Source organism: Hasllibacter sp. MH4015 (genome assembly GCF_020177575.1).
GTDB lineage: Bacteria > Pseudomonadota > Alphaproteobacteria > Rhodobacterales > Rhodobacteraceae > Gymnodinialimonas.
Genome location: NZ_JAHTBK010000001.1, coordinates 2,013,155 through 2,038,189, shown reverse-complemented (window position 1 = coordinate 2,038,189; position 25,035 = coordinate 2,013,155). Strand labels below are relative to the sequence as shown.

Annotated in this window: 24 protein-coding genes; 5 read left to right on the top strand and 19 right to left on the bottom strand. The window is 65.4% G+C overall.

All coding sequences use genetic code 11. From position 1 onward, the window contains the following. Positions 1-4: 4 nt before the first annotated feature. Genes KUW62_RS10475 through hisD form a run of 6 tightly spaced genes read right to left on the bottom strand, consistent with a single transcriptional unit; the run spans position 5 to position 5,227 of the window. Complete coding sequence (locus KUW62_RS10475) at positions 5-1,114, bottom strand: alpha-hydroxy acid oxidase (RefSeq protein ID WP_224815430.1); 1,110 nt, start codon at positions 1,112-1,114, stop codon at positions 5-7. 2 nt (positions 1,115-1,116) lie between these two features. Continuing rightward, a complete protein-coding gene (gene comE, locus KUW62_RS10470) occupies positions 1,117-1,671 on the bottom strand; it encodes a sulfopyruvate decarboxylase subunit beta (RefSeq protein WP_224815429.1) in 555 nt (184 codons plus the stop codon). Next, positions 1,668-2,174, bottom strand: a complete 507-nt coding sequence (locus tag KUW62_RS10465; RefSeq protein ID WP_224815428.1) for a sulfopyruvate decarboxylase subunit alpha — start codon at positions 2,172-2,174, stop codon at positions 1,668-1,670. Before KUW62_RS10465 ends, comE begins: the two co-directional genes overlap by 4 nt. A 14-nt stretch (positions 2,175-2,188) precedes the next feature. Further along, positions 2,189-3,169, bottom strand: a complete 981-nt coding sequence (locus tag KUW62_RS10460; RefSeq protein WP_224815427.1) for an alcohol dehydrogenase catalytic domain-containing protein — start codon at positions 3,167-3,169, stop codon at positions 2,189-2,191. Further along, complete coding sequence (locus KUW62_RS10455) at positions 3,166-3,927, bottom strand: SDR family NAD(P)-dependent oxidoreductase (protein ID WP_224815426.1); 762 nt, start codon at positions 3,925-3,927, stop codon at positions 3,166-3,168. Before KUW62_RS10455 ends, KUW62_RS10460 begins: the two co-directional genes overlap by 4 nt. After that, positions 3,920-5,227, bottom strand: coding sequence for a histidinol dehydrogenase (hisD, locus tag KUW62_RS10450; protein WP_224815425.1), 1,308 nt, complete (start codon positions 5,225-5,227; stop codon positions 3,920-3,922). Before hisD ends, KUW62_RS10455 begins: the two co-directional genes overlap by 8 nt. A 185-nt stretch (positions 5,228-5,412) precedes the next feature. Between hisD and KUW62_RS10445 the strand changes: the two genes are divergently transcribed. Beyond that, entirely contained in the window at positions 5,413-6,105 is a 693-nt protein-coding gene (locus KUW62_RS10445) for a M50 family metallopeptidase (RefSeq protein WP_224815424.1), read from the top strand. Here the strand turns inward: KUW62_RS10445 and KUW62_RS10440 are convergent. The 5 genes from KUW62_RS10440 to pobA are packed head-to-tail and all read right to left on the bottom strand — an operon-like array spanning position 6,102 to position 9,838. Further along, positions 6,102-6,935, bottom strand: coding sequence for a 3-keto-5-aminohexanoate cleavage protein (locus tag KUW62_RS10440; protein WP_224815423.1), 834 nt, complete (start codon positions 6,933-6,935; stop codon positions 6,102-6,104). The two genes, KUW62_RS10445 and KUW62_RS10440, sit on opposite strands and share 4 nt — an antisense overlap. Before the next feature lie 4 nt (positions 6,936-6,939). Further along, positions 6,940-7,548 carry a protocatechuate 3,4-dioxygenase subunit alpha gene (gene pcaG, locus KUW62_RS10435; protein ID WP_255598828.1) on the bottom strand — a complete coding sequence of 203 codons (609 nt, stop codon included), beginning with the start codon at positions 7,546-7,548 and terminating at the stop codon, positions 6,940-6,942. Continuing rightward, entirely contained in the window at positions 7,548-8,276 is a 729-nt protein-coding gene (gene pcaH / locus KUW62_RS10430) for a protocatechuate 3,4-dioxygenase subunit beta (RefSeq protein ID WP_224815421.1), read from the bottom strand. The genes pcaG and pcaH overlap by 1 nt, the downstream gene beginning before the upstream one ends. Further along, on the bottom strand, positions 8,273-8,656 hold the full coding sequence (gene pcaC, locus KUW62_RS10425; RefSeq protein WP_224815420.1) for a 4-carboxymuconolactone decarboxylase: 384 nt from the start codon (positions 8,654-8,656) through the stop codon (positions 8,273-8,275). The genes pcaH and pcaC overlap by 4 nt, the downstream gene beginning before the upstream one ends. A 12-nt stretch (positions 8,657-8,668) precedes the next feature. Then, positions 8,669-9,838 carry a 4-hydroxybenzoate 3-monooxygenase gene (gene pobA, locus KUW62_RS10420; protein ID WP_224815419.1) on the bottom strand — a complete coding sequence of 390 codons (1,170 nt, stop codon included), beginning with the start codon at positions 9,836-9,838 and terminating at the stop codon, positions 8,669-8,671. Between the two features lie 87 nt (positions 9,839-9,925). Here pobA and pcaQ point away from each other — a divergent pair, with 87 nt between their 5' ends. Both pcaQ and KUW62_RS10410 read left to right on the top strand, forming a co-directional pair. After that, entirely contained in the window at positions 9,926-10,861 is a 936-nt protein-coding gene (pcaQ, locus tag KUW62_RS10415; RefSeq protein ID WP_224815418.1) for a pca operon transcription factor PcaQ, read from the top strand. Positions 10,862-10,891: 30 nt separating this feature from the next. After that, on the top strand, positions 10,892-11,995 hold the full coding sequence (locus KUW62_RS10410; RefSeq protein ID WP_224815417.1) for an isocitrate/isopropylmalate family dehydrogenase: 1,104 nt from the start codon (positions 10,892-10,894) through the stop codon (positions 11,993-11,995). Here KUW62_RS10410 and KUW62_RS10405 read toward each other — a convergent pair. Further along, positions 11,992-13,011 carry an AbrB family transcriptional regulator gene (locus KUW62_RS10405; protein ID WP_224815416.1) on the bottom strand — a complete coding sequence of 340 codons (1,020 nt, stop codon included), beginning with the start codon at positions 13,009-13,011 and terminating at the stop codon, positions 11,992-11,994. The genes KUW62_RS10410 and KUW62_RS10405 overlap by 4 nt on opposite strands. 198 nt (positions 13,012-13,209) lie before the next feature. On the opposite strand from KUW62_RS10405, the gene KUW62_RS10400 reads away from it, so the two are divergent. Continuing rightward, positions 13,210-13,455, top strand: coding sequence for a hypothetical protein (locus tag KUW62_RS10400; RefSeq protein ID WP_224815415.1), 246 nt, complete (start codon positions 13,210-13,212; stop codon positions 13,453-13,455). A gap of 44 nt (positions 13,456-13,499) precedes the next feature. Here the strand turns inward: KUW62_RS10400 and denD are convergent, their stop codons facing one another. Continuing rightward, entirely contained in the window at positions 13,500-14,459 is a 960-nt protein-coding gene (gene denD / locus KUW62_RS10395) for a D-erythronate dehydrogenase (RefSeq protein WP_224815414.1), read from the bottom strand. After that, a complete protein-coding gene (gene ltaE / locus KUW62_RS10390) occupies positions 14,459-15,508 on the bottom strand; it encodes a low-specificity L-threonine aldolase (protein WP_224815413.1) in 1,050 nt (349 codons plus the stop codon). Before ltaE ends, denD begins: the two co-directional genes overlap by 1 nt. 144 nt (positions 15,509-15,652) lie before the next feature. On the opposite strand from ltaE, the gene KUW62_RS10385 reads away from it, so the two are divergent. Continuing rightward, on the top strand, positions 15,653-17,131 hold the full coding sequence (locus tag KUW62_RS10385; protein ID WP_224815412.1) for a PLP-dependent aminotransferase family protein: 1,479 nt from the start codon (positions 15,653-15,655) through the stop codon (positions 17,129-17,131). 26 nt (positions 17,132-17,157) lie between these two features. Here the strand turns inward: KUW62_RS10385 and KUW62_RS10380 are convergent, their stop codons facing one another. The 5 genes from KUW62_RS10380 to KUW62_RS10360 all read right to left on the bottom strand — a co-directional run bounded on the left by KUW62_RS10380 (position 17,158) and on the right by KUW62_RS10360 (position 24,639). Further along, on the bottom strand, positions 17,158-19,596 hold the full coding sequence (locus KUW62_RS10380; RefSeq protein WP_224815411.1) for an FAD-dependent oxidoreductase: 2,439 nt from the start codon (positions 19,594-19,596) through the stop codon (positions 17,158-17,160). Positions 19,597-19,651: 55 nt separating this feature from the next. After that, on the bottom strand, positions 19,652-20,986 hold the full coding sequence (locus KUW62_RS10375) for an aminotransferase class III-fold pyridoxal phosphate-dependent enzyme (RefSeq protein WP_224815410.1): 1,335 nt from the start codon (positions 20,984-20,986) through the stop codon (positions 19,652-19,654). Between the two features lie 227 nt (positions 20,987-21,213). After that, on the bottom strand, positions 21,214-22,212 hold the full coding sequence (pta, locus tag KUW62_RS10370) for a phosphate acetyltransferase (protein WP_224815409.1): 999 nt from the start codon (positions 22,210-22,212) through the stop codon (positions 21,214-21,216). Beyond that, on the bottom strand, positions 22,212-23,993 hold the full coding sequence (xsc, locus tag KUW62_RS10365) for a sulfoacetaldehyde acetyltransferase (RefSeq protein ID WP_224815408.1): 1,782 nt from the start codon (positions 23,991-23,993) through the stop codon (positions 22,212-22,214). Before xsc ends, pta begins: the two co-directional genes overlap by 1 nt. A gap of 250 nt (positions 23,994-24,243) precedes the next feature. Then, positions 24,244-24,639: a hypothetical protein gene (locus tag KUW62_RS10360; protein ID WP_224815407.1), complete on the bottom strand. Its 396-nt coding sequence runs from the start codon at positions 24,637-24,639 to the stop codon at positions 24,244-24,246. Positions 24,640-25,035: the final 396 nt, after the last annotated feature.

The following is a 25,035-nucleotide window of genomic DNA, read 5'->3' as shown; positions in this document are numbered from 1 at the left end:
CGCGTCACCCGTTCAGCACGTCGTCTAGATGCCCGGCCCTCAAACCGGTCTTTCCGATCTGGGCCAACGTGATGCTCGTCTCCGCCTTCAGCACGTCCCACAGCTGCTCCAGCCCCTCTTCTCCACCGGCGGCAATGGCGAATTGCAGAACGCGACCGAGGAAGGTGAAGTGCGCGCCACTGGCATAGGCTTTGACCACGTCCTCCCCGCTGCGCAGGCCGGTATCGTAGAAAAGCGGCATGTCGGGACCGACGGCCGCACGGATGGCGGGCAGCATGGTGATCGGGGCAGGGGCACTTTCCAACTGGCGATTGCCGTGGCTGGACACCTGGATCGCATCGACGCCCACCCTTTGCAGCGCCATTGCATCCTCGGGGTCGAGGACGCCTTTGACCACCAACTTGCCCGGCCACATGTCCCGCAGGCGCGCAAGCGTGTCCCAATCGGCCCTGGCGCGACTGGCGGTTCGGTCGAACTCGAACCCCTCCATTCGGAAATTCGCCATATCCGGTTTGCCCGCCAGAAGCGACGAGATCGACCAGCGCGGGTGCAAGGCGAAATCGAGGAACTGGCGCGGCCCGATCTTGAAGGGCATCGTGAAGCCGTGGCGCAATTCGCGGGGGCGGCGGCCGACCTCCGGCACATCGACGGTCAGGATCAGCGTATGGTAGCCCGCCGCCTTGGCCCGCTCCACCAGCTTGAAGGTTCCGGTGCCATCGCCCGTGAAATAGAGCTGGAACCACGCATGGCCATTTGCCGCCTCGATCAATGGCTCCATCGCGGTGGAGGCGACGGTGGAGACGCCCAACGGCACCTCTTCGCGCGCCGCCAACCGCGCCAGCATCATATCCGCGCCGGGGCCCGACAGGTTGCACATGCCCATCGGGCTGATGCCAAAGGGGGCCTTGGCGCGGGTGCCGGACAGGTCCACCGACAGGTCGCGCGCGCTCACATCGCGCAATATGCGGGGGCGAAGGGTCAGCGCGTCGAACGCCGCGCGGGTGCGGTCCGCGCCCGCCTCCATCCCCGCGGCGCCGTCGATATAGTCAAACACCATCCAGGGCAGACGCCGCTTCGCGATGCGCCGCGCGTCCGCGCTGGAATGGATGCCCATCTTCAGCCCGCCACGGCCTTCATGAAGCGGTCGCGGATAACGACCGGATCCATGGTGATGACGGGGTTCTTGGCGTTGCCGCTGTCGCATTTCACGACCATCACGGTGCCTTTCCCGCTGTCGAGTGCGGCTTGCAGCGCCTCGCCGGTATCGACGTCCTGCACTTCGACCACGTTGTCACAGCCCGCCGCGCGCGCCATGCCTGCAAGGTCGGTTTTCTTGCCGGTATAGGTCGGCTGATCCCCGGTGGACCCGTAAGAGCCATTGTCGATAATCATCAGGATGTAATTGTCGGGGCAATTGTTGCCGATGGTGGGCAGCGTGCCGAGATTGGTCAAAACGGACCCGTCCCCGTCGATCACGATGACCGGCTTGGGCTGCGCGATGGCAAGGCCAAGCCCGATGGAAGACGCGAGCCCCATCGTGCCGAGCATGTAGAAATTGGTCGGCTGGTCGTCGATGGCATGCAATTCCTGGGACGGGATGCCGATGTTGCAGACGACAAGCTGGTCCCGCAGGATCGGGGCGATTTCTTTCAGGATTTCGGAACGGATCATTGGTCGCCATAGCCTCCCCAGAAGGACGCGTCGGTCAGGATCGCGACGGGCTTGTTGCACATGAAGGTGTATTTCAGGATCGCGTCCAACTCATCCGCGTCCTCTTCCTTGTGGAAATGATAGGTCGGGATCAGCATCTGGTTCAGAAGCGCCTTTGTATGCACCGCCATCTCCACCTGGCAGGCCACCGGCTCCCGCAATTCCCCACGATAGGAGATCAGGATCGGCAGGGGCATCCGGTAGAATTGCGTGAGGGTCGCCAGCGTGTTGATCGTCACGCCAATGGCCGTGTTCTGCATGATGATGGCGGGCCGCTTGCCGCCCATCCACGCGCCCGCGCACAGGCCCATGCCCTCGTCTTCCTTGTTGGAGGGGATGTGGAAGATTTCGGGTCGCGCCTCGACCTCGTCGATCACCCCGGCCAGCTGCTTGCACGGCACGGTGGTGATGAAGGACACGTCGTTGGCGACGAAATCGTCAACGATCTTCTTGGAAATGCTCACGGGGTCAAACCTCCTCAGGCATGTGGGTTCAGGATGATTTTCGGGGCGGGCACGCGGCCCGCGCGAATGTCGGCGAACGCGCGTGCGCCCTCGGACAGGGGGCGCGTCTCGGTCCAGTCCAGCGGGCCGAGGCGGCCGTCGAAGATCGCCGCGGCGGTGTCGCGGAAATCCTGCGCGGTGTAAGTGTAGGTGCCGATGAACGTGATCTCCTGCAGGGTCATGCGCCGGATGTCGAGCCCGCCGGTATCCTCGCCCAGGCCGACATGGACGATCACACCGCCGGGCGCGGCATGGGCCGACGCGATTTTACGGGTGGCGGCGAAGCCGACCGCATCCACGACAAGGGGAAACATGCCGTCCGCCACCACGACCGCATCCTGACCGCAGGCATCTGACAGATAGGCGCGCCGCGCGTCGTTGGGTTCTGTGATCGTGACGTCCTCGACCCCCATCGCCTTCAACGCAAGCGCCGCCGCCAATCCAATCGCGCCGCCGCCAATGACAAGGGCGCGTCTGTCCATCGCGCCATCAAGGACTGCCAGCCCCAGACGCACGGCGTGCCAGCTGACCGCCAGGGGTTCCGCCAGCGCCGCCTTGGTGAGGGGGACGGAAGCGGGCACCGTCACGAGGTTGGCGGCGGGCATCGCGACGAATTGCGCGAACGCGCCCTCCCGCGGCGGCATCGAAATGATCTGGCGATCCGGGCACAGGTTTTCGCGCCCCGCCATGCACGCGGCGCAGATGCCGCAATGGACTAGCGGGTTGATCGTCACCCGCTCCCCGTCGCGCGGTCCGCCTTCGATCACGCCCGCCGCCTCGTGGCCAAGGATCAGGGGGGCGGGGCGGCGCGCATCATGGCCCAGATAGGCATGCATATCCGATCCACAGATGCCCACGGCCTCCACCCGGACAAGATGCTCCCCGTTGCGCGGCACAGCCATGTCGGTATCGCGGAAGCCGAGCGTTTCGACACCGTCGTAGATCAGAGCTTTCATTTCGCCGTGAACCCCCCGTCCACCATTAGGATCTGACCCGTCACATAGGCGCTTGCGTCGGAGGCAAGGAAGATCACGGGGCCGTCGATATCCTCCAACCTACCGTTGCGCCCGGTGCACGTCTGCGCGGCATTGCGCGCGGCCCGCTCGGGATCGGCGAAGACCGGCCCGGTCAGTTCGGTCGGGAAGAAACCGGGGCCGATCGCGTTGGCGGTGATGCCGAAGCGTGACCACGCCTCCGCCATCGCGCGCGTTACCTGACCGATCCCCGCCTTGGAGGCACCATAGGCGACGCCGCCGGGAAAGGCGCGGGTGGTTTGCAGAGAGGCGAACGTCACGATCCGGCCCCAGCCCTTCGCCTTCATCGCGGGCACGAGAGCCTGAGACAGGAAAAACGGCGCGGCGAGGTTCAGGCTCAGCGTCTCGTCCCACCCCTCGGGTGTCACGTCATCGGCGGCCTGGCGCGTGTTGAGACCGGCTGCATGGACGACGATATCCGGCCCACCAAACGGCTCCGCCACGCGCGCGGCAATGTCGGGAATGGCATCCCTGTCCGACAGGTCGGCCGCCATCGCGGCAGCGTTCGGCCCGATCCGCTCCGCCCAATCGGACAACGCATCCGCGCGCCGCGCCAGGCCCACAACCTTCGCCCCGGCGCGCGCAAGGGCACTGGCCGCTTGCTGCCCCAACCCCGCTGATGCACCCGTCACGCAGGCCACGCGGCCCGTCAGGTCGAACATGTGGGCGGTGTCAGCCATTGGCGCTGAGGTCGAAATTCTCACCCGGGAAATACTTCGCCAACCGGACATCCGCCGCGCGTGCGTGGCCTTCCATCCCCTCCAGTCTGGAGATGCGGGCCGTGGCCTGCGCCACCTGCTTGGAGCCATCGCGCGTGGATTGCTGCCACGTGACGATCTTCATGTATTTGTGCACCGACAGCCCGCCGGTATAGCTGGCCGCGCCGGAGGTCGGCAAAACGTGGTTCGTGCCCGAGGCCTTGTCCCCGTAAGATACGGTCGTCTCCTCCCCCAAGAAGAGCGAGCCGTAGCAGCTGAGCCGGTCTTTCCACCAATCCAGATCCTCTGCCTGCACGGTCAGGTGCTCGGGCGCGTATGCGTCGGAACACGCCGCCATGTCTTCGCGGTCGGCGCAGACAATCACCTCGGCATAATCGCGCCACGCGGCGGCGGCGTTTTCGCGGTTCACCTCGGGCAGATCGTCGATCAGCGCGGGGATACGCGCCATGACGTCCTGCGCCAGCGCCCTGTCGTCGGTCACAAGCCAGACCGGGGAATTGTAACCATGCTCGGCTTGGCTGACCAAATCCGTGGCGACGATATGCGGATCGGCGGAGCCGTCGGCGAGGACAAGGCTGTCAGTGGGGCCCGCAATCATGTCGATCCCCACATGGCCGAAAAGGATGCGCTTGGCCTCTGCCACGAATTGATTGCCGGGTCCGACGAGGATGTTGGCCTTGGGCAGGCCGAACATGCCGAAGGTCATCGCCGCCACACCCTGCACGCCACCCAACGCCATGATCGTGTCCGCGCCGCAGATATGGGCGGCATAGACGATGGCAGGCGCCACTCCCACGCCCGGACGCGGGGGGGAGGTCGCCATGATGTGATTGCACCCGGCCACCTTTGCGGTCGTGACCGTCATGATCGCGCTGGCGATGTGGCTGTAGCGCCCGCCGGGGATGTAACAGCCCGCCGCATCGACCGGGATCGCCTTCTGCCCGGCCATGAAGCCCGGCACGATCTCTAACTCCACGTTGGAAAGGGTAGCCTTCTGCGCCTCCGCAAAGCGGCGGACATTATCGTGGGCAAACTGGATGTCGGCCTTCAGCTTGTCGGGAACCAGGGCCGCTGCCGCCTCGATCTCCCGCGCGGTGAGGACGATATTGCCCTCGTACTTGTCGAACTTGGCCGCGTATTCGCGGACCTTGTCGTCACCGCCCGCGCGGATGTCATCCAGGATCGCCTGCACAGTCTCATGCACATCGGACGCATCGGACTTGGACGTGAGCGTCGCTTTCTTGAGGTATTCTCTGGTCATGGCGGATGGGTCCCTTGGCTTGTGCGAAAGCCGTGGCCCCGGTGCATCCCCCCGCACCAACGCCGCTTGCGCTGATTCCATTGCGGCGATGTAAGCCCTTACATAGGCGTTGTGCAAGCCCTTACATTGCCATCTCCCGCACCGGCGAATTGACAAGCCCACAGGGATGGGCTGGAGATCGCAAGATGACGTTTTTCAAGGGACATTGGCAGTTGATCGCGTTGACCGCGCTGGTCTTCGCGCTTTGGAACACGCCCATCGTGGTGCCGCTGAAGATCCTCGTCGTATTCTTGCACGAACTGGCCCACGGCCTGGCCGCGATCCTGACGGACGGGTCCATCGAGTCGATCTCCCTCTCCCCGCGCCAGGGCGGGGTGGCCTATACGCGCGGCGGGTCGCGGTTCTTGATCCTGACGGCGGGCTACCTCGGCTCGCTTCTGCTGGGTGTGGGCCTGCTCTGGGCGGCTTTGCGGACGCGCGCCGACACGCTGATCATGGCGGGCTGCGGGATCGTGATGCTGCTGGTGACGGTGCTCTATATCCGGGAGCTCTTTCCGCTGGCCTTCTGCATCGCGACCGGGGCCGCCATGCTCGCCAGCGCGCGCTATCTGAGCGAGGAGATCAATGACCTCGCCCTGCGCGTGATCGGCCTGACCAGCATTATCTACGTCCCCTACGACATCTTCAGCGACACGATTTCCCGGTCCTTTCTGCAATCGGACGCGCGGATGCTGGCGGAGGAATTCGGCGGCACGACGATGCTGTGGGGCGGGCTGTGGCTGATCATCAGCCTGATCGTTATCGGCCTCTGCATCCGCGCGCTCGCCCGCGCGCCGGACAGCAATATCAGCTTCCGCTCACGCGTGTTGCGGCGCTAGGGCGCGCGCAGGCCCAGGATCGCGCGCGCCTGTTGCCAGGTGGCGACGGGGCGCTCATTGCGGGCGCAGATCTCTGCCGTGCGGGCGACCAGGGCCGCGTTGGACGGCGCAAGCGTGGTCTTGTCGAGCCGCACGTTATCCTCCAGCCCCGTCCGCGCATGGCCACCCGCCGCGATCGCCCATTCGTTCAGCACGATCTGGCTCGCCCCGATCCCCGCCGCACACCACGGCGCGTCGGCCCCGAAGAGGCGCGCGTGGGTCTTCACGTAGAAATCGAAGACATCGCGGTCGGCGGGCATCGCGTTCTTCACCCCCATCACGAACTGCACGTAGGGCGTTCCGGCCAGCTTGCCCTGGTCGGCCATCCCCTTGGCGTGCAGGATATGGCTCAGGTCGAAGGCCTCCACCTCCGGCTTCACGCCGTGCTCCAGCATCTCCGTGGCCAGCCAATCCACCAGGTCGGGCGGGTTCTCGTAGACGCGGGTCGGGAAATTGTTGGAGCCCACCGACAGCGACGCCATGTCGGGTTCGAGCGGCAGCATCCCGCCGCGTTCCCGGCCCGCACCGGACCGCCCGCCGGTCGACAGCTGGATGATCATGCCGGGGCAGTGTTTTTCCACGCCCTGCTTCAGGGCCGCGAATTTCTCGGGATCGGAACTGGGCGTCTCGTCGGGGTTGCGCACATGGGCATGCACGATGCTCGCGCCCGCCTCGAAGGCCTCCTGGGTGCTCTCGATCTGCTCGGACACGCTGATCGGCACCGCCGGATTGTCCGCCTTGCGCGGCAGCGAGCCGGTGATCGCCACGCAGATGATGCAGGGGGCGGTCATGGCCTCAGACATCGAAAAAGACGGTCTCACCGTCCCCTTGCAGGCGGATGTCGAAGCGGTATTCCCCTTCCGCCACACGTGTGGCCAATAGGGTCGCGCGCCGGTTTTCCCATTCGATCATGTTCAGCACCGGGTCGTTGGCGTTCGCCTCCGCCTCATCCTCGAAATACATCCGCGTCTGGAGGCCCACATTGATCCCGCGCGCCACGATCCAGAGGCTCAGATGCGGCGCCTGAATGGTGCCGCCGCGACCGGGGCAGGGGCCGGGCTTGACCGTCTCCAGCCGCCATTCCCCGCTTTCGAAGTCCGAGATCACGCGGCCCCATCCGCGAAATCCGTCCTCCACCTCTCCACCGCCATCGGGATGTGCGAAGTGTCCGGCGGCATTGGCCTGCCAGACCTCCAAAAGCACGTCCTTGACGGGGCTTCCCGTGCCGTCGATGACTCGCCCCGTGACGTTGATCCTTTTGCCTTGCGCATTGGGGCCCGCGATGTCCCAGCCAAGCTCCCGCTCGTAGATGTCGAACCCTGCCGCCCCGGGCGCGAGGCCGATATGCACGTAAGGCCCCGCGGTTTGGGAGGCGGTGACCTTAAGATATCCAAGATCGTCCATCACGTCCCCTCCATCCGGTTCTCGAACAACGTCGCCCGCCGCCCCCTGAGTACGATATCGAAGCGATAGGCAATCGTGTCGAGCGGAATGGTGGCGTTCATATCCAGCTTCGCCACCAGCCCGTCGACGGCATCGTCATCGGGGATCGTCTGGATGATCGGGCAGAGCGGGATCAGCGGATCTCCCTCGAAATAGCATTGCGTGATCAGGCGCTGGCAAAAGGCCGTCCCGAAGACGGAGAAATGGACATGGGCGGGCCGCCAATCGTTCACCCGGTTGCGCCACGGATAGGCACCCGGTTTCACGGTGCGGAAATGGTAATAGCCCTGATCGTCGGTCAGCGCCCGGCCACACCCGCCGAAATTCGGGTCGATGGGGGCCAGGTAGCGATCGTTGCGGTGCCGGTATCGGCCACCGGCATTCGCCTGCCAGATTTCCACCAGCGTATTCGGCACGGGCCGCGCATTTTCGTCCAGCACACGCCCGTGAAGGATGATCCGCTCCCCGATCGGGTTCTCGCCCGGCTTGGCGTAATTGTTCAGCAGATCATTGTCGCCCGCGTCCAGATCCGAATGGCCGAAGGTGGGCCCCGTCATCTCCGCCACACTCTGGTCGAGCGAGATGAGCGCGAAGCGCGGGCTGCGCGCGACGGAGGTCTTGTAGGTCGGCGTCAGGGCAGGCGGATGCCGCCCTGTGTCGCGTTGGTGGAATTCGGCCGTTTTGCTCATGTCGCCTCTGCCTCCATCTCGGCCAGGGTCCGCTTGGCCAGCTTGATTGCGTGGTTCGCCTTGGGCACGCCCGCATAGACCGCAACATGCAAGAAGGCCTGCATGATGTCATCTGGGCTTGCGCCGGTGCGCGCGGTGGCGCGGACATGCATCGGGATCTCCTCGAAATTGCCGGTGGCCGCCAGCAGCGCGAGGGTTAGCATCGAGCGATCGCGGCGGCTGATCGTGTCATCCGACCACAAGGTGCCCCAGGCCCCTTCCGTTATCATGTCTTGGAACGGCTGGTCGAAGGCGGTTTTCGCGGCCTCGGCCCGCGCGACATGGGCATCGCCCAGAACCGCGCGCCGCGTGGCCATTCCGGCATCAAATCGGTCGCTCATCGCGTCCTCCGTTCAATAGGGCAGGCCGACGTAGTTCTCGGCCATGGCGACTTGCGCGGCCCGGTTGGTGCGCAGGAAATCCAGCTCCGCCATCTGCATCTTCCTGTCGAACGCCGTCTGGTCGGGGAAGTGATGCATCAGCGAGGAGAACCACCACGAAAACCGCTCCGCCTTCCACACTCTCGCAAGCGCCTTCTCGGAATAGGTGTCGATCCCGGTACCGGAGCCCTCGGCGTAATGCTCCACCAAGGCGGTCCACAGGTAGTGTACGTCCGACGCGGCGGTGTTCAGGCCCTTGGCACCCGTGGGCGGCACGATATGGGCCGCATCCCCGCACAGAAACAGGCGGCCCCACCGCATCGGCTCCGTCACGAAGGACCGCAGGGGGGCGATGGATTTCTCGATCGACGGACCTGTCACCAGTTTCTCCGCCTCCGCCCTGGGCAGGCGGCGCTTCAACTCGTCCCAGAAGGCCTGATCGCTCCAGTCGTCCGGTTGATCGCTCAACGGGCATTGGATGTAGTAGCGGCTCAACTGCGCATTGCGCATGGAGCACAGGGCAAAACCGCGGTCCGAATTGGCGTAGATCAATTCGTGATGCAGAGGCGGAGTTTCCGACAGGATGCCGAGCCAGCCGAAGGGATACACCTTCTCGAATTCCCGACGCTTGTCCTGGGGGATGCTCTTGCGGCTGACGCCGTGGAACCCGTCGCATCCGGCGATGAAATCGCAATCGAGCCGCTTGGCCTTGCCCGCTTGCGTGAAGGTCACATGGGGCGCATCCGTGGTCGCGTCGTGGATCACGACATCATCGACCTCGTAGACGATCTCGCCGCCCGCGGCTTCGCGCGCGGCGTAGAGGTCGCGCGTCACCTCCGTCTGGCCGTAGACCATGACCGGGGTGCCAGTCAGTGCCCGAAAGTCGATGCGGAACATCTCCTCCCCGAAGGACAGAAGCGTGCCGTCATGCTCGAACCCTTCTTGCTTCATCCGGTCTGCGCAACCGGCCTCTTCCATCAGGCGCACGAGGCCCTGTTCCAACACGCCCGCGCGGATGCGCGACAGGACGTAATCCTTCGTCTTGCGCTCCAGAACCACGCTGTCGATGCCCCGGATATGGAGCAATTGCGACAGCAAAAGCCCGGACGGTCCACCACCGATGATCGCCACCTGCGTTCGCATAGGCTCCTCCCTCACACCCTTATCGCATATTGTTTTTGGCACCTAAAAGTGAGAAATTTGCATGATAGTTACCGGAATGGGAATGCAATGGATCGCCGGATCAAGTTTCGCCACCTCGATGCGTTCAGCGCCATCGCCCGGGCCCAAAGCCTCAAACGCGCCGCCGAAGGGCTGCACCTGACGCAACCGGCCATTTCGAAGACCCTGAAGGAATTGGAGGATATCCTCGGCGCGAAATTGATGGAGCGGAGCCGCGCGGGCGTGCGCCTCACCCCGGAAGGGGAGGTGTTCCTGCAATTCGCCGAACAAAGCACCGCCGCGCTGCGCCAGGGCTTACGCTCCGTCCGCGGCGATCTATCGGGCGCGGGCCGGGTCGTCGTCGGGGCCCTGCCGTCGGTGGCGGCCACATTGGTTCCGCGGGCAGTCCTGGAATTCACGCGCCAATCCCCCGGGACGGAGCTTGAGGTGCTCGACGGCGCCCACAGTGACATGACCCGCCGCCTGCGCAGCGGTGGTGTGGACCTTGTTGTGGGTCGGCTGGGGCGACCCGACACGATGGATGGCCTGATCTTCCGCCAGCTCTACAGTGAAGAGGTCGTGGTGGTAGCCAGCCCCGACAGCCCCGCACTCGGCGTGACGCGGTTCGAGGATCTGGAGGCGTTTCGCATCATCTATCCGCCCAAGGACACCGCCATCCGGTCCCTCATCGCGCGTCTGCTGATTTCCCGAAGCGTGCCGCTCTTCTCGGACCGGATCGACACGGCCTCCGCCAATGTGGGCCACGCCCTTGTGCGCGCCGATCCGCGCGCGGTCTGGATCATCTCCCGCGGCGTGGTGCAGCAGGACCTGGCCGATGGGCACCTCGTTCAACTGCCCCTCGATACATCCTCCACGATCGGTGCGGTCGGCATCATGTCCCGGGCGGAAGAGGTGCCGTCCGCCGCCGCGCGCAGTTTCGTGCGATGCCTGACCAACGCGGCCAAGACTCGCGATGGATTGAAGCCGGGCCCGGTGGGCGGCTAGGCTTCGCCGGATCAACCGGGGGCACAAGCCGTGGGCAAGACATTCGAGATCGCGACATTCGAAGGCGATGGAATCGGGCCGGAGATCATTGGGCCCACCCGAGCGATCTTGCGAGAATTATCAAATAAATCAGAGGTTTATAGACTATCCTTCACTTCCCACCCGGCGGGTGCGCGCCATTATGCCGAAACCGGCGCGGCGCTTCCCGACGCCTCCATTCGCGCGGCGCGGGAAGCCGATGCGATCCTGTTATCCGCCATGGGCCTGCCCGACATCCGCTATCCCGACGGGACGGAGATCACGCCGCAAATCGACCTTCGCATGGCGCTGGATCTCTATGCCGGGGTCCGGCCCGTGCGGATTGGTCCGGGAACGCCCACGGCCTTCAAATTACCCCAAGGCCGTCTCGTGGATTTCGTGCTGATCCGCGAAAGCACGGAAGGGCTTTTCTACTCCAAGGACGCGGGCGTCGTGGAGCCGGACGAGGCGCGCGAAACCCTACGCATCACGCGCGCCAAGACCGAGAAGCTCACGCGTTTCGCCGTCGATCTTGCCCGCCGCAGAAAAGCGCGGGGGCAGGGGGAGGGGCGCGTGACATGCGTGGACAAGGCCAACGTCTTCCGCGCCTTCGCGTTCTTCCGCTCCGTGTTCGACGGGGAAATGGCGAAGGCCCCCGATATCGTGGCGGACCATGCCTATGTCGACGCCATGGCGCTGTGGATGGTGCAGAAGCCCTGGGCTTTCGACGTGATGGTGACGGAGAATATGTTCGGCGACATCCTCAGCGATCTGGGGGCGGGCCTGATGGGCGGACTTGGAATGGCGCCCTCGGCTGACATCGGCGATGACCACGCGGTTTTTCAGCCCTGCCACGGCTCGGCCCCGGATATCGCGGGGCAGGGGGTCGCGAACCCCTTCGCGATGATCCTGTCGGGTGCGATGATGCTGGACTGGCTTGGGGACCGGCACGGCATCCCCGCGATGTCCACGGATGCCGCGCGCCTTGAGGCCGCCGTGGCGGAGGTGGTGGGTGCAGGCCAAGCGCTGACCGTCGACCTGGGCGGACGGACCGGCACGCGCGATGCGGCGCGCGCCGTCGCGACGGCCCTTGGGATCGGCGCCGACGCGCTCTAGGAGCCGTCGAAAAATCTTGCTGCAAGCGGTGCGCCAAGGATCACGACCACGATCCGCAGCAGGTGATGCGCGACAACGAAGGCCACGTCCGCCCCGGCGATCAGGGCGAGGATCGTCATCTCCGCCTGTCCGCCCGGCGCGAAGGCCAGAAGCGCCTCCAACGGCGGAGCGAGGTCCAGCAGCACGACCGCCTCAGTGAAGATCGCGGCCAGGATCAGCAGGATCACGCAAAAGCCGAGCGCCGCCAGCACGTCGCGGCGTACTTCGCCCATCGTCACGCCCGCATATTTCGTTCCCACCGTCATTCCGATGAAGAATTGCGCGGCCGCAATCGCCTCCGCCGGGGGGCGATGTTGCAAGATCCCCGTCATTGCAAGGATTGCGGCAAGGATCATCGGACCCAGGATCGAGGCCCCGAACAATCCCACCCGCTTCGCCACCTGCCAGCCCACGATGCCACAGGCGGCCATCAGCAAAAGCTGCGCGGGCGCGATGCTGGATGCCGGCGCGCCGGGCGCGCTGGTCAGGTCCACTCCCCAGAAATAGCTGAGGATGAAGGGCAGGCTGGCCACGATGACAAGGACCCGCGTGGCATGGATCAGCGACAGGGCGCGCACGTCCCCGCCCGCCTCTTCCCCGAAGACCAGCATATCCTGCAACCCGCCCGGCATCGCGGAGTAATAGGAGGTGGCGAAGTCGAACCCCCAAAGCCGCCGGAAATACGGCACGCCGATCGCCGCGCTCAGCGCGATCATGACCGGCATCAGCGCAAGCGTCGGCCACATACCCGCCATCGACACCACCACCGCCCACGTCAGCGTCGCCCCGACCGCGACGCCCAGAACCGTGCGCATCAGCGTGTTGACCAGGTCGTTCCCGCGCATGTCGAGGCCCGACAACGCCGCGATCAGGCAGGCAAAGATCGGCCCCAGCAACCAGGGAAGCGGCAGGCCGAGTACCCAGAAGATCGCCACGCCGATCCCGGCGACCGCATAGGTGCGCGCAAGCGCCATCATCGGCGGGCGTCCGAACCGGTGGGAAAAGGGGGTGGAGGCGGCATGGGCAACACCTTGCTGTGCACCACCTGATGCCAGCCGGGGGCGGCGGTGTCAAAGCGCGGACAGGGAGGGGGTGTTCTGTGATCGAGGCTGGAACTCCGCCCCGATCTGCGTCAGGTCGGGGGGCGACGCATCGGGCAGCGGAGTGGCAGGCACATGGAATTCGGCGCATTGGTTCAGACCCTGACCGATTGGGTCGTGGGCATCGGCCACACGGTCAACGATCTGCCCGGCACGGTCGCGTTCGGCCTCGGCCTGTTCACCTGGTTCGCGGTGGAGCAGATTCTGCAACGGGTGCTGAACGGGCTGAGATGGGCGATCCTGATCGGGGTGATCGTCGCCCTGGGCCTCAGCCTGCCCTACCTGGCCAGCCTGATGATGGGCGGGGCGCCGCCGCAATAGGGGCGATCCGGCTGCGTGCCTGACGGCGGGGACGGGATGCCGCGTCAGCTCGACGATCCGTCCATATGGGCGCGGATGATGCTGTCGATGCCATCATCGACCGGGAAATCCAGGTGTTTCGCGAGCGTGCAGGCGAAGGCCTTGGGCCAGCCACCCACGATACCGGCCACCACGGGGTCGGGGTGCGGCGTCACGCGGGCGCGCACATTTGCGCCCGCCACCCGCTCCAGCGCCTCCAGCATCTCCGCGATCGTGACGCTGATGCCCCGCCCCGACACGACCGCGCCGGGGCCAAGTGCGCCCGGCGGAAGCGTGGCGGCATGCAACAGCGTCTCCACCGCGCAATCGGGTGACGCGATCCAGACCCTCAGATCATCCGACACGGGCAGGGCGGCCTCAACACCCGCCAGCGGCTCCCGGATGATGCCCGAGATGAAGCCGGACGCGGCGGCGTTGGGCGCGCCGGGTCGCACGCAGATTGTGGGCAGCCGCACGCAACGTCCGTCCAGATGGCCGCGCCGCGTGTGATCGGCCTGCAAAAGCTCCCCCATCGCCTTCTGGGTGCCGTAGGAGTTCTGCGGCGTCAGGCAATGATCGTCGGGCACGATATCGGGCAAATCCCCACCGAACGCGGCGACGGAGGAGGTTGAGATCACCTTGGGCGCGCCGCCCATCCGCCGAATGTCATCGAGGAACGCCGCCGTCGCGTCGAGGTTGAAGCGGTATCCAAGCTCGAAATCCGCCTCCGCCGCGCCCGAGACGATTGCGGCAAGGTTGAAGATCACGTCGGGCCGCTCCCGCAGGATGGCGGCGCGCCCTGCCTCCGTCGCCAAATCGGCCGCGCGTGACGTGGTCTCGAACGGTGCATCTGGCGCATTGGGCGCGTGGAGATCGGTCAGGATCATATGCGTAACGGGGCTGTCCCCGATCCGGCCATCCCGCGCGACGCGCCTGGCAAGCCGGGCGCCGATCATGCCGCCCGCGCCTGTGATCAGCACCCGCATCAGGCCGCGCCCTTCGCCTCGGCCAGCATCGTGAAGGCGGCAAGCACGGCGGCAAATCCCGCCTCGGTGATATCGCGATGCAAGACAAGGCGCATGGCCGGGTCCGGTGCCGCGACGTGTAATCCGTGGGCGGGCAGGATCGACAGGTCCAGATCCGCTCGGGGGGTCAGAAACACCATGTTCGTGGCCTGCGTGACGTCCCCCAAACCGAGCGTGTCCAGATGCTTGGCGAGCGTCTCCGCCCGCTCGTGATCCTCCTGCAGGCGCGCCACGTTATGCTCCAGCGCGTGAAGCCCTGCGGCGGCCAGAACACCCGCCTGCCGCATCCCGCCCCCCAGCATCTTGCGCATCCGCCTTGCCCTGGCCAACAAATCCTCCGGCCCGACAAGCACCGATCCGATGGGCGCGCCAAGCCCTTTGGACAGGCAGACCGACACCGTGTCGAAGCCGCCCGCCAGGTCGATGTCGCGGCATCCAAGGGCGGTGATCGCGTTGAAGAACCGTGCACCATCGAGGTGCAGGCTCAATCCCTCCGCCCGGCCCGCATCCTGCGCCGCCCCGATCCGCGCCAGTGACACAGCGCGCCCGTAATTGGTGTTTTCCAGCGACAGCAGGCGGCTGACCGGATGGTGGGAATCGTCGTCCTTCACCGACGCGCGGATCTGATCGGGGTCCAGCCCGCCATCCTCGCCCACGGGCAAGGCGTGCAACGCGATCCCCCCAAGAACGGAGGCACCCGCCGCCTCGTACCGGATCACATGGTAGCTTTCGCCCGCGATCACTTCTTCCCCGCGCCCGCAATGGGCCAGCATCGCCAGCAGGTTCGACTGGGTGCCCGACGGCACGAACAGGCCCGCCTCCTTGCCCAGACGCTCCGCCAAGGCCGCCTCCAGCCGGTTGACGCTCGGATCGTCGCCGTAAACGTCGTCGCCCACCTCCGCCTCGGCCATGGCGCGGCGCATGTCGGGGCAGGGCCGTGTGACGGTGTCCGAACGCAGATCGGCGATGACTGCCCCGGTCGGGACTTGCATCTGGGCATATTGGGACATGGACGGGCCTCCTTCAGAAATCGGCGACACCGCACCATGGCGGGACACGCGGTGCAACCCCCGACGCGCCACGGGCAGATCTATCCGGCCTTGCCCATCCCGGGGCATCCCGGCATTTTGGCCTTATCCGAAGGCGGGGTTTATATGGCCATCATTTCCGAGCACCACATCTTCTTGTCGGAAGACGCCAATGTCGGCCTCCAAACCCGTCTGAAGGACGCGATCACGCGGGCGATCTGGGACGGGCGCTTTTCCCCCGGCGACAGGCTTCCGGCCACGCGCGCCTTGGCCAAGCATCTGGGCATCAGCCGGATCACGGTCAGCCTCGCCTATGACAGCCTGCTGGCCACCGGCTATATCGTTTCGGTGGCGCGCTCGGGCTATTTCGTGGCGCCCGATGCCCCGACACGGCTGGAGGTTGTGGGGCCAAGCAAGATACCAGCGGACGAGCGACTGGATTGGGACGCGCGCCTTGGCCCCGTCCCGCCGGCCCTGGGCGCGCAGGCCACGCCTGCCGATTGGCGGCGTTTCAAGTACCCCTTCATCTTCGGAGAACCGGACGTGGCGCGCTTTCCCGTCGACGATTGGCGCGATTGCGTGCGCCGCGCGCTCGGCAAGCGGCATTTCGAGCAGATCGCGGACGATGCCAGCGACCGCGATGATCCGTTTCTGGTGGAGCAGATCGTGCGCCGCTCGGTGTCCGGGCGCGGCGTCGCGGCCTCGGTGGAGGAGGTGCTGGTGACGGCGGGCGCGCAGAACGCGCTCTGGATCATGGTACAGGTTCTCTTCGGCGGGCGCGGGGGAAGCGTCGCGATGGAAGACCCCGGCTATCCCGAATTGCGCAACCTCTTGCGCCAGCAGGGCTTGACGATCCACCCGATCCCCGTGGACCGCGAAGGGATGCGCGTCGACCATATCCCCGACGGGGTGGACGCGGTTTTCGTTACGCCCTCCCACCAGGCGCCCACCGGGGCCACCATGTCGATGGCACGGCGCAAGGCGCTTCTGGACCGGGCAGAGGCGCTGGATTTCGCGGTGATCGAGGACGATTACGATTACGAGATGAGCTACACCTCCCCGGCGCTGCCGGCGCTCAAGTCGCTCGATCAACGGGGGCGCGTCATCTATATCGGCAGCTTCTCCAAATCCATTTTCCCGGGCCTGCGCCTCGGCTACCTGACCGGGGATGCCCGTGTTGTGGACCATGCCCGCGCGATCCGGACCCTGTCGGAGCGTCACCCCCCCGGCCTGACCCAACGCACGGTCGCCTATTTCCTGTCGGAGGGGCATTACAACAGCCATTCCCGGCGGATGCGGCTGCGGATGTCCCATCGCAACGATGTCCTGAGGGAGGAGTTGGCCCGCCATGGCTTGTCACCGGCCTTGAAGCGGGCGACCGGTGGAACGACCCTGTGGTTGCGCGGGCCGGACGGGCTGGATTGCGATGCACTGGCCATTGCGCTGCGCGACAAGAGCGTGCTGATCGAGCCGGGATCGGCCTTCTACAGCCGCGACGACGCGCCGAAAAACCGCGTGCGGCTTGGGTTCGCGACAATCGAAACCACGCAGATCGCCGATGGCGTCGCCCTGATCGCCGAGACGATCCGGGAACAGGTGGGCTAGGCACGGTACGTCGGACTGGCGAGCGCCTAGGCCCGCGCCCGTTCTGATTTCGGATCATACATCGGATTCAGACTGGCCTCGGCCGTCACCCGCGTCCCCGCCACCTCGATCTCATAAGTCGATGCCAGCACCTCGTCCGGGGTCTCACCCGGGCAGGGGACGTAGCCCATGCCGATCGCCCCACCAAGCGTGTGCCCGTAATTGCCGGAGGTCACGTAGCTCACCACCTCCCCGTTGCGCACGATCGGTTCGGCGTGGAACAGCATCGCGTCCGGGTCGGTCAGCTTGAACTGCACCATCCGCATTTGCAGGCCTTCGTCACGTTTGCGCGCCACCGCATCGGCCCCGATGAAGTCGTTCTTCTCCTTGGACACGGCGAAGCCCAGTCCGGCCTCCAGCACGTGATCCTCGCCCGAAATATCGTGGCCGAAATGGCGGAACGCTTTCTCGATCCGGGCGCTGTCCATCATGTGCAACCCGCACAGGCGCAGGCCGTGATCCGCCCCCGCTTCGCTCAACGTCTCGAACACATGGGCGGCTTGGTCGGCGGAGACGTAAAGCTCCCACCCCAATTCGCCCACATACGTCACCCGGTGCGCGCGGGCCACGCCCAAGCCGATCTCCACCTCCTGCGCCATGCCGAAGGGGAACGCCGCGTTCGACCAATCATGCGGGCTGACCGCCTGCATCAACGCGCGCGCATTCGGCCCCATGACGCAGATCACCGCCTCCGCCGCCGTGACGTCGGACAACACCACGACCTCGTCGCGCCGGTTCATCTTCAACCATGCCATGTCGCGGATCAGCGTGGCGGCGGGGGTGACGATGAAATAACTGTCATCGGCCAGCCGCGTGATCGTCACATCCGCCTCGATCCCGCCGCGCACGTTCAGGAATTGCGTGTAGACGATCTTGCCCACGGGCACGCTCATGTTCCCCGCCGCGATGCGGTTCAGGAACGCCTCCGCGTCGGGGCCGTCCACGCGGATCTTGCCGAAGGACGACATGTCGTAAAGGCCCACCGCCTCGCGCACCGCGCGATGTTCCCGGGCCTGGTTTGCGAACCAATTCTGGCCCTTCCAATCGTATTTATAGGCGCGTTCCTGCCCCTCGTCGGCGAACCAATTCGCCCGCTCCCAGCCCGCCAGTTCCCCGAACACCGCGCCCCGCGCTTTCAGATGCTCGTGCAACGGCGACCGCCGCACATTTCGCGCCGTGGCCTTCTGGCGGTAGGGGTAATGGTCCGCATAGAGCAATCCCAGCGTCTCGGACGCCCGCTCCCTCAAATACCGCTTATTGCGCTGGAACGGCTGCATCCGGCGAATGTCCACGTCGCCCACATCGAAGGGCGGCAGCCCCGTCTCCATCCACTCCGCCAGCGCCCAACCGGCCCCGCCCGCGGACTGAATGCCGATCGAGTTGAAGCCCGCGCAGACCCAGTAGCCCTCCACCTCCGGCGCGGGGCCAAGGTGATAGGCATCGTCGGGCGTGAAGGATTCAGGCCCATTGAAGAACGTATGGATCCCCGCCTCCGCCAGCATCGGCATCCGGTTGCAGGCATTCTCAAGGATCGGCTCGAAATGGTCGAAATCCTCGGGCAGCTGGTCGAATTCGAAACTCTCCGGGATCGGCCCCCAGGGCTTGGAGACCGGCTCGAACGCGCCCAGAAGCATCTTGCCCGCGTCTTCCTTGTAATAGGCGCATTCGTCGGGGACGCGCAGAACCGGCAACTGCTTCAATTCCGGGATCTGCTCGGTCACGATATAGAAATGCTCGCAGGCTTGCAGGGGCACGTTCACGCCCGCCATGGCACCGAAATCGCGCGCCCACATTCCCGCACAATTCACGACGATCTCGGCCTTGATCGTGCCCTCTTCGCCCTCGGCCTCCCAGTTAACGCCGTTAACCTTCCCGCCGTCGACGTCCACGCCCGTGACCTTCACCCCCTCCAGTACCGTCGCGCCCCCCATCCGCGCGCCTTTGGCCATGCTCAGCGCGATATTGGCGGGATCGCCCTGGCCGTCGCGCGGCAGCCAGACCGCCGCACTCATGCCATCCGTGTTCACGTGGGGATAGCGCGCCAGCACGTCGTCCGCGCCGATCTCCTCCACGTCCACGCCAAACGCGCGCGCCATCGACGCCTGCCGCCGGATCTCCTCCGCCCGATGCTCCGTCAATGCCATGGTGATGGAGCCGCAGCGGCGGAAGCCCGTGGCCACGCCGGTTTCGGCCTCCAGATTTCCGTAAAGTTCCTGGCTGTATTTCGCCAGCCGCGTCATGTTCTTGGTCGCGCGCAATTGCGCGATCAGGCCCGCCGCATGCCACGTCGTCCCGGATGTCAGCCGCTTGCGCTCCAGCAAGACCACATCGGTCCAGCCCAGTTTCGTCAGGTGATAGGCGACGGAGCATCCGGCAACGCCGCCACCGACGATGACAACGCGGGCGTGGGAAGGAACCTTGGACATCGGCGAACCCCGGTCTGGAGGAAAACGGGCGGAGGGTGCCCCCCGCCCCGAAACGCTAGCCGTGTGCGTGCATGTGATCCAGCGTCTTGCGGAACCGACCCACGATCTCGTCAACGTGGTGCCGCTCGGCAATGAATTGCGGCGCCACGATCGCGTTGTCGCCGGTGAACTTGACCGACAGGCCATCCCAGAACATGCGTTTCTGCAACTCCGTCCCGCGCATACCCGGCCCGCCCTCGGCGTGAACCTCCACGCCCGCCATCAGGCCCGCGACGCGGATGTCCTTGATCATCGGGTGATCCTTTAGGCCGTCCATCAGGGCGCTCTCGAAATAGGGGATCAGGTCGGCGGATCGCTGGATCAGATCCTCTTCGACGATGATCTCCATCATCGCGTTGCCGGCCGCGCAGGCGGCGGGGTGGCCGGAATAGGTGTAGCCGTGGAAGAACTCCGTCAGGCCCCGCTTGGAAGAGCCTACGACCGTCTCGTAGATGTCATCGCGGCAGGCCACGGCACCCATGGGGATGGACCCATTGGTGAGCGCCTTGGCCATGGTGATGATATCGGGCTCCACGCCGTAGCGCTGCGCGGCGAAGGCGGTGCCAAGGCGACCGAACCCGGTGATGACCTCATCGAAGACCAGCAAGATGCCGTATTTGTCGCAAATCGTGCGCAGGCGTTCCAGGTACCCCTTGGGCGGCGGCAGCGCGCCGGTCGACCCGGCCACGGGCTCCACGAACACAGCCGCGATGTTGCCGCCGCCATAGGTCTGGGCCATCCGCTCCAGATCATCGGCGAGCTCCTCGCCGCGATGCTCCGAATGGCCGCCGGGGATGAAAGTTTCGGACGGGTCATAGGTGTGGCGCAGCATCATCACGCCGGGCACCGTCGCGTGGAAAATATCGCGGTTCTTCACCATCCCCGACAGGGAGATGCCGCCGATATTCACGCCGTGATAGGCCCGCTCGCGGCTCACGAACCGGGGGCGGCTCTCGCCCCGCGCATTCCAGTAGGCCATGACGATCTTCATGGCCGTGTCCACGGATTCGGAGCCGGAATTGGTGAAAAAGACGTGGTTCATCCGCTCGGGCAGCATGCGGGAAATCTTCTCGGCCAGCGCGAAGGACCCCGGATGGCCCGCCTGGAACGGCATGACGTAGGTGTATTCCGTCATCTGCTTGGCGACGGCCTCGGCGATCTTGGGGTGGCAATGGCCCGCCGGGGAACAGAACAGACCGCTGGAGCCATCCAGCAACTGCCCGCCCCGATGGTCGTAAAGGTGAACGCCCTCTGCGCGGACAACCAGACGGGGATCTTCCTTGAACCCGCGATTGTCGGAAAACGGCATCCAATGCGCTTCAAGCGAGTTGGTCGATGCGTCATAGGCCATGTCTGGACTCTCCCCAAAGGGCCCCCGCGGGACCCGAAACAAGATGCACGAAATTCGCCCTGATCGCAGAGTCGGAGTAGGGCCAGAGCCGCCAGAGGTTAAGGCCACGGCGGCGGGCCGCGATGGCCGAGCCGGGGCATTGTATTATGTTTCCAAGAGGTTAATGAAATTGGGAAAACTGTTTTGGTTCAGTGGGATGAATGCTGGTTGCAACCTTGCAACCGCGTCTATTGAGCCTGAACCGCAGTCACCGCGATCATCTGCACGATGTCCTCGGCGGTGCAGCCCCGCGACAGATCGTTTGCGGGTTTCGCAAGGCCCTGCAACACCGGCCCAATCGCCGTGGCCCCGCCGATCCGCTGCGCGATCTTGTAGCCGATATTGCCCGCATCCAAGTTCGGGAAGACCAACACATTCGCATCGCCCGCCACGGGCGACCCTTCGGCCTTGGATGCAGCGACGGATGGCACCATGGCGGCGTCGAACTGCAACTCGCCGTCAATCACCAGATCCGGCGCGGCGGCCCGTGCCAACCTCGTCGCCTCCGCCACCTTGTCGACCGCCGGATGCCGCGCGCTGCCCTTGGTGGAAAACGACAGCATCGCCACTCTCGGCGCCTCCGCCAGCAACACCCTGGCGGAATTTGCGGCCTGCTGCGCGATGGCCGCCAAATCCTCCGCCGACGGGTCGATCACCAGCCCGCAATCGGAAAAGATGAGCCCCCTCTCTCCCATCGGGTGCATTTTCGGCAAGGCCATCAGGAAGAACGACGACACAAGCGCCGCACCTTCGGCCTTTCCAATGACCTGCAAGGCCGCGCGCACCGTGTCCGAGGTCGTGTGGACCGCCCCGCCTACGGTTCCGTCCGCCATGCCTTCGCGCACCATCATCGCCGCGAAGACAAGGGGTTGGCGCACGAATTTCGCGGCCTGATCCTCGGTCACGCCCTTGTGGGCGCGCAGGGCGTGGAAGGCTCGGGCGAAGGCGGGCAGGTGCGCCGAGGTTTCGGGATCTTCGACTGCGACAGCCCCGCCGAGCGTATTCGCAAGACTGGCAGGTCCGACCACGGTGATCCGCGCGAGGCCGGTGGATGCGGCGACCCGCGCGGCCTCCTGCACACGCGGGTCCCTGCCTTCGCTCAGCACGATGTGCTTTTGATCCGCCGCCGCACGGGCGGCGATGGCGGCCAGCGGCCCTGTGTCAGGCGCGCCCGCCGCCTGAGCCATCAGGCGGCGTCCTGCGGCACCATGTCGTCCGCCGAAATACCCGCCACTTCCACGGGCTTCTTCATCGCGTCTCGGCGGAACGGGTCGCCCAGTTCCTGATTGATCATTGCCTCGATCAGCGTGGTCTTGCCGTGGTTCATCTGGTCGTCGATCGCCTTGTTCAGCGCCGCGGTCAGCTCATCCATCGTGCGGGCCACGACACCTTCCAGGCCGCACGCCTTGGCGATGCCGGCGTAGGAGACGTCCTCGTCCAGCTCGGTCCCGACGAAATTATCCTCGAACCACAGCGTCGAGTTCCGCTTTTCCGCGCCCCACTGGTAATTGCGGAAGACGATCTGCGTGATCGGCGGCCAGTCACCGCGACCGATCGCCGTCAGCTCATTGACCGCGATGCCGAACGCGCCGTCACCGGCAAAGCCCACAACCGGCACGTCCGGCTGGCCGATCTTGGCGCCGACGATGGCGGGCAGGCCGTAGCCACAGGGCCCGAAGAGACCGGGTGCGAGGTATTTCCGGCCGGAGTCGAAATCGGGATAGGCGTTGCCGATGGCGCAATTGTTGCCGATGTCGCTGGAAATGATCGCCTCGCGGGGCAGGGCGGACTGGATCGCGCGCCATGCCATACGGGGGCTCATCCAATCGGGCTTTGCCTTGCGCGCGCGGACATTCCAGTCGGTGCCGGGGTCGTCTTCCTCATGGGTCATCTCGGTGAGTTGCTGCGCCCACCGCGACTTGGTTTCAGCGATCTTCGCCTTGCGCTCGGCCCGGCCAGCATCACCAGCGGTGTCGCTCAGGCCGTTGAGGATGCCGGTTGCGACCTTGGCCGCATCGCCCACGATGCCGACCGTGACCTTCTTGGTAAGTCCGATCCGGTCGGGGTTGATGTCGACCTGGATGATCTTTGCATCGGCGGGCCAGTATTCGATCCCGTAGCCGGGCAGGGTGGAGAACGGGTTCAGGCGGGTGCCGAGGCAGAGGACCACGTCGGCCTCCTTGATCAGCTCCATGCCCGCTTTCGAGCCGTTATAGCCAAGCGGCCCTGCGAAAAGCGGATGCGAGCCCGGAAACGCGTCGTTGTGCTGGTAGCCGACGCAAACCGGCGCATCGAGGCGTTCGGCCAGTTTCTTGGACGCTTCGATCCCGCCGTCGCTGAGCACCACGCCCGCGCCGTTCAGGATCACTGGGTTTTTCGCGTTCGATAGGATCTCGGCGGCTTTCGCGACGGAGTTTTCACCGCCAGAGGAGCGTTCGAATTCAATCGGATCGGGGATTTCGATGTCGACGACCTGGGTCCAGAAATCGCGCGGGATGTTAATCTGCGCGGGGCCGGAAAGGCGTTTGGCCTGGGCGATCACGCGGGTCAGAACCTCCGACACGCGGGACGGATCGCGCACCTCTTCTTGGTAGGCGACCATGTCCTGGAAGAGCGCCATCTGTTCAACCTCCTGGAATCCGCCCTGACCGATCGTCTTGTTCGCGGCCTGCGGCGTGACCAGCAGAAGGGGCGTGTGGTTCCAGTAGGCGGTTTTCACGGCGGTCACGAAATTGGTGATACCGGGGCCGTTCTGGGCGATCATCATCGACATCTTGCCGGTGGCGCGCGTGTAGCCATCGGACATGAACCCGGCGGAACCTTCGTGGGCGCAGTCCCAGAACTTGATCCCCGCCTTGGGAAACAGGTCGGAGATCGGCATCATCGCGGACCCGATGATCCCGAAGGCATGTTGGATGCCATGGCGCTGCAAGGATTTCACGAAGGCTTCTTCGGTGGTCATTTTCATGGCGAATCTCCGAAAGAGCGGACTCCCCCGTGGGTCCGCGATTGCGTCGTAATGAGCCTAACAGTCTCGTTTTCGGTAGGGCCAAAGTTCTCGTTGGATAGGGCCAACGGCGTCTTTTTGCCCGCGAGGCTGCCGGTTTCGCGTGTCTAGGCGAAGAGGGGGCGGCGCGAAAGGCGGCGATACCGCACGGCCTGGCGGAACGTGTTTGTGCGGCGGGGGAAGGCCGGGTGGGCGCCCGGCCCGTCTTCGGTCAGGTGGCGGAGCCCGCGGGACGGGGCAGATCGTCAGCCTCCGACGCCTCCCGCTCGGAGGGTGGGCGGCCCAGATGCGTCATCACAGGGCGCACGTCGCTTGCCCGGCCCTGGGCCAGCATCATTTCGGACAGGAACGTACGTAACGTCGTGGCTTCGGGATTGGCTTCGATGGCCGCGACGATGATCGCGCGCGCCGCCACCTCGTCGCCCGCGCGCAATGCGATTCGCGCCTTGGCCGATGCGATCTCGGCGGCGGATGCGGAGGGGGCCTCGGTTGCCTCCGCCACCAGGGTCCGCGCCATGCGCAGATCGCCGTCCTCCAACACGGTCACGACTCGGTCCAGGAGGGAGCCGCCCGTAACCGCTTTATTGCGCTTTTCGGCCTGTTTCATGGCCAATCGCCGCGCACGCTCCGCGCCCCGGCCGTCATCCGTGACCGGTGCCTTTGCCCTCGCGTCGGTCTCGAAAACCCCTTTTGTGCCCATGGTTTGTCCCCAAAATCTGGTCGTTTCGCAGGCCTGTCATCCATGCAGAATGCGGATCGACAGTCACCCCCCAACTGTCATGGTAACGCGGCCAAGCGTTAACAGTTCGTTAATTCCTCACCTGTGTGGTCAAAATTCGTTCAGGTGTACAATTGCCGCTTTTGCGGGCGTCACCCGGCCACCGGCAAATCGCCGGTCCGTTTTTCATCAAATCTTGCGCCGTTGGCGTTGCGTCACCCCCGGCTTTGTTGCAACGTTGGATGGGAATTTTTTCTTATACCTCCGCATGCTGCCCTTTGCGCG

Excerpts from the sequence above, each read along its gene's own strand:
- KUW62_RS10475 (WP_224815430.1), bottom strand. The coding sequence starts at position 1,114 with ATGGGCATCCATTCCAGCGCGGACGCGCGGCGCATCGCGAAGCGGCGT.
- comE (WP_224815429.1), bottom strand. The coding sequence starts at position 1,671 with ATGATCCGTTCCGAAATCCTGAAAGAAATCGCCCCGATCCTGCGGGAC.
- KUW62_RS10460 (WP_224815427.1), bottom strand. The coding sequence starts at position 3,169 with ATGAAAGCTCTGATCTACGACGGTGTCGAAACGCTCGGCTTCCGCGAT.
- KUW62_RS10455 (WP_224815426.1), bottom strand. The coding sequence starts at position 3,927 with ATGGCTGACACCGCCCACATGTTCGACCTGACGGGCCGCGTGGCCTGC.
- hisD (WP_224815425.1), bottom strand. The coding sequence starts at position 5,227 with ATGACCAGAGAATACCTCAAGAAAGCGACGCTCACGTCCAAGTCCGAT.
- KUW62_RS10445 (WP_224815424.1), top strand. The coding sequence starts at position 5,413 with ATGACGTTTTTCAAGGGACATTGGCAGTTGATCGCGTTGACCGCGCTG.
- KUW62_RS10440 (WP_224815423.1), bottom strand. The coding sequence starts at position 6,935 with ATGACCGCCCCCTGCATCATCTGCGTGGCGATCACCGGCTCGCTGCCG.
- pcaG (WP_255598828.1), bottom strand. The coding sequence starts at position 7,548 with ATGGACGATCTTGGATATCTTAAGGTCACCGCCTCCCAAACCGCGGGG.
- pcaH (WP_224815421.1), bottom strand. The coding sequence starts at position 8,276 with ATGAGCAAAACGGCCGAATTCCACCAACGCGACACAGGGCGGCATCCG.
- pcaC (WP_224815420.1), bottom strand. The coding sequence starts at position 8,656 with ATGAGCGACCGATTTGATGCCGGAATGGCCACGCGGCGCGCGGTTCTG.
- pobA (WP_224815419.1), bottom strand. The coding sequence starts at position 9,838 with ATGCGAACGCAGGTGGCGATCATCGGTGGTGGACCGTCCGGGCTTTTG.
- pcaQ (WP_224815418.1), top strand. The coding sequence starts at position 9,926 with ATGGATCGCCGGATCAAGTTTCGCCACCTCGATGCGTTCAGCGCCATC.
- KUW62_RS10405 (WP_224815416.1), bottom strand. The coding sequence starts at position 13,011 with ATGATGGCGCTTGCGCGCACCTATGCGGTCGCCGGGATCGGCGTGGCG.
- KUW62_RS10400 (WP_224815415.1), top strand. The coding sequence starts at position 13,210 with ATGGAATTCGGCGCATTGGTTCAGACCCTGACCGATTGGGTCGTGGGC.
- denD (WP_224815414.1), bottom strand. The coding sequence starts at position 14,459 with ATGCGGGTGCTGATCACAGGCGCGGGCGGCATGATCGGCGCCCGGCTT.
- ltaE (WP_224815413.1), bottom strand. The coding sequence starts at position 15,508 with ATGTCCCAATATGCCCAGATGCAAGTCCCGACCGGGGCAGTCATCGCC.
- KUW62_RS10385 (WP_224815412.1), top strand. The coding sequence starts at position 15,653 with ATGGCCATCATTTCCGAGCACCACATCTTCTTGTCGGAAGACGCCAAT.
- KUW62_RS10380 (WP_224815411.1), bottom strand. The coding sequence starts at position 19,596 with ATGTCCAAGGTTCCTTCCCACGCCCGCGTTGTCATCGTCGGTGGCGGC.
- KUW62_RS10375 (WP_224815410.1), bottom strand. The coding sequence starts at position 20,986 with ATGGCCTATGACGCATCGACCAACTCGCTTGAAGCGCATTGGATGCCG.
- pta (WP_224815409.1), bottom strand. The coding sequence starts at position 22,212 with ATGGCTCAGGCGGCGGGCGCGCCTGACACAGGGCCGCTGGCCGCCATC.
- xsc (WP_224815408.1), bottom strand. The coding sequence starts at position 23,993 with ATGAAAATGACCACCGAAGAAGCCTTCGTGAAATCCTTGCAGCGCCAT.
- KUW62_RS10360 (WP_224815407.1), bottom strand. The coding sequence starts at position 24,639 with ATGAAACAGGCCGAAAAGCGCAATAAAGCGGTTACGGGCGGCTCCCTC.